6 protein-coding genes and 1 tRNA gene are annotated in these 6388 nt (G+C 54.0%); 5 read left to right on the top strand and 2 right to left on the bottom strand.

The window, feature by feature from the left end:
• Nucleotides 1-85: transfer RNA gene (locus tag JTI98_RS07950), tRNA-Leu, on the bottom strand.
• Between the two features lie 201 nt (nucleotides 86-286).
• On the opposite strand from JTI98_RS07950, the gene JTI98_RS07945 reads away from it, so the two are divergent.
• On the top strand, nucleotides 287-1306 hold the full coding sequence (locus tag JTI98_RS07945; protein WP_058587138.1) for an NAD(P)-dependent alcohol dehydrogenase: 1020 nt from the start codon (nucleotides 287-289) through the stop codon (nucleotides 1304-1306).
• Between the two features lie 24 nt (nucleotides 1307-1330).
• Here JTI98_RS07945 and idnK read toward each other — a convergent pair whose 3' ends face one another.
• Nucleotides 1331-1873 carry a gluconokinase gene (idnK, locus tag JTI98_RS07940; protein WP_042999264.1) on the bottom strand — a complete coding sequence of 181 codons (543 nt, stop codon included), beginning with the start codon at nucleotides 1871-1873 and terminating at the stop codon, nucleotides 1331-1333.
• A 217-nt stretch (nucleotides 1874-2090) separates the two neighbouring features.
• Between idnK and idnD the strand changes: the two genes are divergently transcribed.
• From idnD to JTI98_RS07920, 4 genes are all read left to right on the top strand, one after another.
• Nucleotides 2091-3134, top strand: a complete 1044-nt coding sequence (gene idnD, locus JTI98_RS07935) for an L-idonate 5-dehydrogenase (RefSeq protein ID WP_044327255.1) — start codon at nucleotides 2091-2093, stop codon at nucleotides 3132-3134.
• A gap of 11 nt (nucleotides 3135-3145) precedes the next feature.
• On the top strand, nucleotides 3146-3910 hold the full coding sequence (gene idnO / locus JTI98_RS07930) for a gluconate 5-dehydrogenase (protein ID WP_044327256.1): 765 nt from the start codon (nucleotides 3146-3148) through the stop codon (nucleotides 3908-3910).
• Nucleotides 3911-3973: 63 nt separating this feature from the next.
• The gene (gene idnT / locus JTI98_RS07925) at nucleotides 3974-5293 is read left to right on the top strand and encodes a gnt-II system L-idonate transporter (protein ID WP_042999261.1); all 1320 of its coding nucleotides are present in this window, start codon (nucleotides 3974-3976) and stop codon (nucleotides 5291-5293) included.
• Between the two features lie 57 nt (nucleotides 5294-5350).
• A complete protein-coding gene (locus JTI98_RS07920; protein WP_216082107.1) occupies nucleotides 5351-6349 on the top strand; it encodes a LacI family DNA-binding transcriptional regulator in 999 nt (332 codons plus the stop codon).
• The last annotated feature ends 39 nt before the right edge of the window (nucleotides 6350-6388 follow it).

Below are 6388 nucleotides of genomic sequence, written 5' to 3'. Positions count from 1 at the left end.
TGGTGCCGAAGGCCGGACTCGAACCGGCACGTATTTCTACGGTTGATTTTGAATCAACTGCGTCTACCGATTTCGCCACTTCGGCACTGAAGAGGTATGCGGAAAACGTTGTGGATTATACCTGTAGCACGCAACCATGCAAGCGCTAGCGTGTGTCTTCTCCGTTAAGTGTCGAAAAAATCAGCATACATCCATCCCGCGCTCTTCTTAATCCCCCCTTCTGCAAAGCGACGCCGTTTCCCATGCTCTACACTTTTCTGTTCAACACCACACTGAGGGAAACACGATGTCGATGATTAAAAGCTATGCCGCAAAAGAGGCGGGCAGCGAACTCGAACTCTTTGAATACGATGCAGGCGAACTCAAGCCGGAAGATGTCGAGGTGCAGGTCGATTACTGCGGTATCTGCCATTCCGATTTGTCGATGATCGACAACGAGTGGGGATTCTCTCAGTATCCACTGGTTGCCGGGCATGAGGTGATTGGTCGCGTGGCCGCCCTCGGTAGCGCGGCGCAGGGGAAAGGCCTGAAGATCGGCCAGCGCGTGGGGATTGGCTGGACGGCGCGCAGCTGTGGTCACTGCGATGCTTGTATCAGCGGTAATCAGATCAACTGCCTGGAAGGAGCGGTGCCCACCATTCTTAATCGTGGCGGCTTTGCCGAGAAGCTGCGCGCAGACTGGCAGTGGGTGATCCCGCTTCCAGAAAGCATCGATATTGAATCCGCCGGTCCGCTGCTGTGCGGCGGTATCACGGTGTTTAAACCGCTTCTGATGCACCACGTCACTGCCACCAGCCGCGTTGGGGTGATCGGTATTGGCGGACTGGGACATATCGCTATCAAGCTGTTGCATGCAATGGGATGTGAAGTCACCGCGTTCAGCTCTAACCCGGCGAAAGAGAAAGAAGTGCTGGCGATGGGCGCCGATAAAGTGGTGAACAGCCGCGATCCGCAGGCATTAACGGCGCTGGCAGGCCAGTTCGATCTCATTATCAACACCGTCAATGTCGATCTCGACTGGCAACCCTACTTCGAAGCGCTGGCTTACGGCGGCAACTTCCATACCGTCGGCGCGGTACTGAAGCCGCTGCCGGTCCCTGCCTTCACGTTGATTGCCGGCGATCGCAGCGTCTCCGGTTCGGCGACTGGTACACCGTATGAACTGCGTAAGCTGATGAAGTTTGCCGGACGCAGCAAAGTCTCGCCAACCACCGAACTGTTCCCGATGTCGAAAATCAACGAAGCAATCCAGCATGTGCGCGACGGTAAAGCCCGCTACCGTGTGGTGCTGAAAGCCGATTTCTGACAGTCTGACTCAGCGCCTCTCAACTCAGAGTGAGGTGCTGAGTCGCTCTCGTGCCTGGCGAAACGCCAGAACCGCCTGTTGGCACTGCGCCGTCACATTCTCAATGTCATGATTAATGTCGATACGCGCAATATCGGCTTCCTCCGCCAATGGACACTCCAGCGCCTCAAACTGACTTTTCAGCAAACCGACCGGCATAAAATGCCCTGCCCGACGCTGCATCCGTTCCAGGATAATATCGTAGTCGCCATCCAGCCAGAGAAAATGCACGTTAGGACTGCCCTTACGTAAAAAATCGCGATACTGCTTTTTTAATGATGAGCACACAATAAACCCGGTCTCATTCTTTTTATACAGACTATAAGATGCATCATTTAAGCGTTCTAACCACGGCAGTCTGTCTTCGTCGGTTAATGGTATTCCCTGGGACATTTTATCAATGTTTTTGGCAGGATGGAGATCGTCACCATCAATAAACTTCGCCGATAATAATGCCGCCACCTTACTACCAATTAACGATTTACCACTTCCTGAAACGCCCATCAAAATATAGCTTTCCCCGGCCATGTAAAACCCTCTGCGTCATATTTCATGGCGCGATATTACGCCTGCACAATCGGCAATTTCACGCTTTTTTGTTTCCATAGATGAGAATTATAAAGCGCATCACGTTATGCGTAACATTGTAGTGTAACAATTTTCCAGTGTGACCTTCATCACAAATAAGGACAATTAAAACCGCTTAAATGCACCGAAGATGAAGACCTGACCCAGTGAGGCATTTATGGAAGTGAAAACTCAATCCTGCGTTGTCGCGGGTAAGCGCTCTGTTGCTGTAACACAACAGAATATCGAATGGAATAATAAAGGCACGCTCGTAAAAATAACCCGCGGAGGAATTTGCGGTTCCGACTTACATTATTATCAGGAAGGTAAAGTCGGTAATTTTACCGTCAAAGCACCGATGATTTTAGGCCATGAAGTTATTGGTAAAGTGGTCCATAGCGATTCAGAAACATTACGCGAAGGGCAGTCGATTGCCATTAATCCGTCTAAGCCATGCGGTCATTGTAAATACTGTCTTCAGCATGAAGAAAACCAGTGCACTGAAATGCGCTTTTTTGGCAGTGCGATGTATTTTCCGCACGTCGACGGCGGCTTTACCCAGTTTAAAACGGTCGATACCGCCCAGTGTATTCCTTACCCGGAACAGGCGGACGAAAAGGTCATGGCCTTTGCTGAACCGCTGGCCGTAGCCATCCATGCTGCGCATGAGGCTGGCGATCTCCAGGGTAAAAAAGTATTTATCTCCGGCGTCGGCCCCATCGGTTGCCTGATAGTCAGCGCGGTGAAAACACTGGGTGCAGCGGAAGTGGTCTGTGCCGATGTCAGCCCCCGTTCGCTATCGCTGGCTCAACAAATGGGCGCGGATACGCTGGTTAATCCCCAGCATGACGCGCTCGACCAGTGGAAAACGGATAAGGGCTATTTCGATATCAGTTTCGAGGTCTCCGGTCATCCCTCCTCCATTACCACCTGTCTGGAAGTCACCCGCGCAAAAGGGGTGATGGTGCAGGTGGGTATGGGTGGTGCCGTTCCGGACTTCCCGATGATGATGCTGATCGGCAAAGAGATCGCCCTGAAAGGCTCGTTCCGCTTTACCACCGAATTTAATACCGCAGTCTCCTGGCTGGCACATAACGTTATCGATCCGCTGCCGCTACTGAGTGCGGAATATCCGTTTACCGACCTGGAACAGGCGCTGATTTTCGCCAGCGACAAAACCCAGGCGGCGAAAGTTCAGCTCGTCTTTGAGAATGAAAAATAAGGAATAACATCATGAACGATCTTTTTTCACTGGCAGGTAAAAATATTCTGATCACCGGCTCCGCCCAGGGGATCGGTTATTTGCTGGCAACGGGTCTTGGCAAGTATGGCGCGCAGATTATCGTTAACGATATTACGTCAGAACGGGCTGAGGCTGCCGTCGCAAAGCTACAGCAGGAAGGGATCCGCGCCGTTGCCGCCCCTTTTAACGTGACGCATAAACAGGATATCGACGCCGCAATTGACCATATCGAAAAGGATATTGGCCCGATTGATGTCCTGGTCAATAACGCCGGGATCCAGCGCCGTCATCCGTTTACCGAATTCCCTGAGCAGGAATGGAACGACGTGATCGCCGTTAACCAGACCGCCGTGTTCCTCGTCTCCCAGGCGGTAACCCGCCGTATGGTAGAGCGCCAGGCCGGGAAAGTGATCAACATCTGCTCAATGCAAAGTGAACTGGGTCGCGACACCATCACCCCGTACGCCGCCTCGAAAGGTGCGGTGAAGATGCTGACTCGCGGTATGTGCGTTGAACTGGCGCGCCATAACATCCAGGTTAACGGCATCGCACCGGGGTACTTCAAAACGGAAATGACCAAAGCGCTGGTGGAAGATGAAGCCTTCACCTCATGGTTATGCAAACGTACCCCTGCCGCCCGCTGGGGCGATCCGCAGGAGCTGATTGGCGCGGCGGTATTCCTCTCCTCCAAAGCCTCGGACTTCGTCAACGGACACCTGCTGTTCGTCGACGGCGGCATGCTGGTCGCAGTGTAACCACTGAACAACCCTACGCAGCGCGCCAGCGCTGCCTTTTTGGCACACATAAGAGATAAGATTATGCCATTAATCATAATTGCGGCAGGCGTCGCGCTGCTTCTGGTCCTGATGATTGGCTTTAAAGTCAATGGCTTCATCGCCCTGGTCCTGGTCGCAGCCGTCGTGGGATTCGCCGAAGGGATGGACGCACAGGCCGTTTTACATTCCATTCAAAACGGGATCGGCGGCACGCTCGGCGGGCTGGCGATGATCCTCGGTTTTGGCGCAATGTTGGGAAAATTGATTTCTGATACGGGGGCCGCGCAACGCATCGCGACCACCCTGATCGGAACGTTTGGTAAAAAACGCGTGCAGTGGGCGCTGGTCGTCACCGGACTGGTCGTTGGGCTGGCGATGTTCTTCGAAGTCGGCTTTGTACTGCTGCTGCCGTTGGTGTTTACGGTGGTGGCCTCATCCGGTTTGCCGCTGCTGTATGTCGGCGTGCCGATGGTCGCTGCCCTTTCGGTCACCCACTGCTTCCTGCCACCGCATCCGGGACCGACAGCCATTGCGACGATTTTTGAAGCCAGCCTCGGCACCACGTTACTGTACGGGTTTATTATCACCATTCCTACGGTGATTGTCGCAGGCCCACTGTTTTCGAAACTGCTGACCCGCTTTGAAAAAGCGCCGCCGGAAGGGTTGTTTAACCCGCACCTGTTCACCGAAGAGGAGATGCCGTCCTTCTGGAACAGTATCTTTGCGGCGGTGATCCCCGTCATACTGATGGCCGTTGCCGCCGTCTGTGAAATTACACTGCCCAAAACCAACTCGGTACGGGTATTCTTTGAGTTTATCGGGAACCCTGCCGTCGCGCTGTTTATCGCCATCGTGCTGGCGATTTTCACTCTCGGCCGACGCAATGGCAGGACGATTGAACAGATCATGGATATCGTCGGTGACTCTATCGGTGCCATCGCCATGATTGTGTTTATCATCGCCGGTGGCGGCGCGTTTAAACAGGTTCTGGTGGACAGCGGCGTGGGTCAGTATATCTCTCACCTGATGACCGGCACCTCGTTGTCGCCGCTGCTGATGTGCTGGACAGTGGCCGCGTTACTGCGTATTGCACTGGGATCGGCGACTGTCGCCGCGATCACGACCGCTGGCGTGGTATTGCCGATCATTAACGTCACCCATGCCGATCCGGCGTTGATGGTGTTGGCGACCGGGGCCGGTAGCGTAATCGCTTCGCACGTAAACGATCCGGGATTCTGGCTGTTCAAGGGCTACTTTAACCTCAGCGTCGGTGAAACGCTGCGGACGTGGACCGTGATGGAAACGCTGATTTCAATCATGGGACTGCTGGGCGTGCTGGCACTGAATGCGGTTCTGCATTAAGGCGTGATTAACCACCGGGGGGCGATGTCGCCGCCGCTCCCCGGTACCGGAGAGAAGATGAGGAACCACAGAATTTCTTTGCAGGACATCGCCACGCTCGCGGGCGTGACCAAAATGACGGTGAGCCGCTATATCCGCTCACCGAAAAAGGTCGCAAAGGAAACTGGCGAGCGTATCGCGCAGATCATGGAGGAGATCAACTACATCCCGAACCGTGCGCCAGCCATGTTGCTGAACGCGCAAAGCTACACGCTTGGCGTGCTCATTCCCTCCTTTCAGAACCAGCTCTTCGCCGACATTCTTGCCGGTATCGAATCGGTGACGTCCGACCATAACTACCAGACGCTGATTGCCAACTACAACTACGATCGTGAGTCGGAAGAAGAGTCGGTGATCAATCTGCTCTCCTACAATATCGACGGCATCATTCTTTCCGAGAAGTATCACACCCTGCGTACGGTGAAATTCCTGCGCTCGGCGGCCATTCCCATTATCGAGCTAATGGATATTCAGGGCGATCGGCTGGATATGGAAGTCGGGTTTGATAACCGCCAGGCGGCATTTGATATGGTCAGCACCATGCTGGATAAACGCCAGCGGCGCAAAATTCTTTATCTCGGCTCGAAAGACGATATCCGTGATGAACAGCGTTATCGCGGTTACTGCGATGCGATGACGCGGCGAGGCCTGACGCCGCTGCGCGTGAACCCGAAGGCGATCTCGTCGATTCGTCTGGGCATGCAGCTGATGCGCGACGCGCTGATTGCCCACCCGGATTTAGACGGTGTGTTTTGCACCAATGATGATATTGCGATGGGCGCGCTGCTGTTCTGCCGGGAACGCGACCTGTCCGTGCCAGAACAGGTCTCCATTGCCGGTTTCCACGGTCTGGAGATGGGCCGACAGATGATCCCAAGTCTTGCCAGCGTCATCACCCCCCGCTTTGACATTGGCCGCATGGCGGCGCAGATGTTGCTGAGCAAAATCAAGAACAACGACCACAACCACAATACGATCGATTTGGGATACCAGATTTACCACGGCAATACGCTATAAGTGATTTTCTCTCCCCGGCGCATATTCTCTTGCACTCAC

Source organism: Citrobacter sp. MGH 55, assembly GCF_016906145.1.
Lineage (GTDB): Bacteria > Pseudomonadota > Gammaproteobacteria > Enterobacterales > Enterobacteriaceae > Citrobacter_A > Citrobacter_A amalonaticus.
The sequence above is the reverse complement of the archived record's forward strand: the minus strand, read 5'-3'. Positions and strand labels throughout refer to the sequence as shown.

Excerpts from the sequence above, each read along its gene's own strand:
- JTI98_RS07945 (WP_058587138.1), top strand. The coding sequence starts at position 287 with ATGTCGATGATTAAAAGCTATGCCGCAAAAGAGGCGGGCAGCGAACTC.
- idnK (WP_042999264.1), bottom strand. The coding sequence starts at position 1,873 with ATGGCCGGGGAAAGCTATATTTTGATGGGCGTTTCAGGAAGTGGTAAA.
- idnD (WP_044327255.1), top strand. The coding sequence starts at position 2,091 with ATGGAAGTGAAAACTCAATCCTGCGTTGTCGCGGGTAAGCGCTCTGTT.
- idnO (WP_044327256.1), top strand. The coding sequence starts at position 3,146 with ATGAACGATCTTTTTTCACTGGCAGGTAAAAATATTCTGATCACCGGC.
- idnT (WP_042999261.1), top strand. The coding sequence starts at position 3,974 with ATGCCATTAATCATAATTGCGGCAGGCGTCGCGCTGCTTCTGGTCCTG.
- JTI98_RS07920 (WP_216082107.1), top strand. The coding sequence starts at position 5,351 with ATGAGGAACCACAGAATTTCTTTGCAGGACATCGCCACGCTCGCGGGC.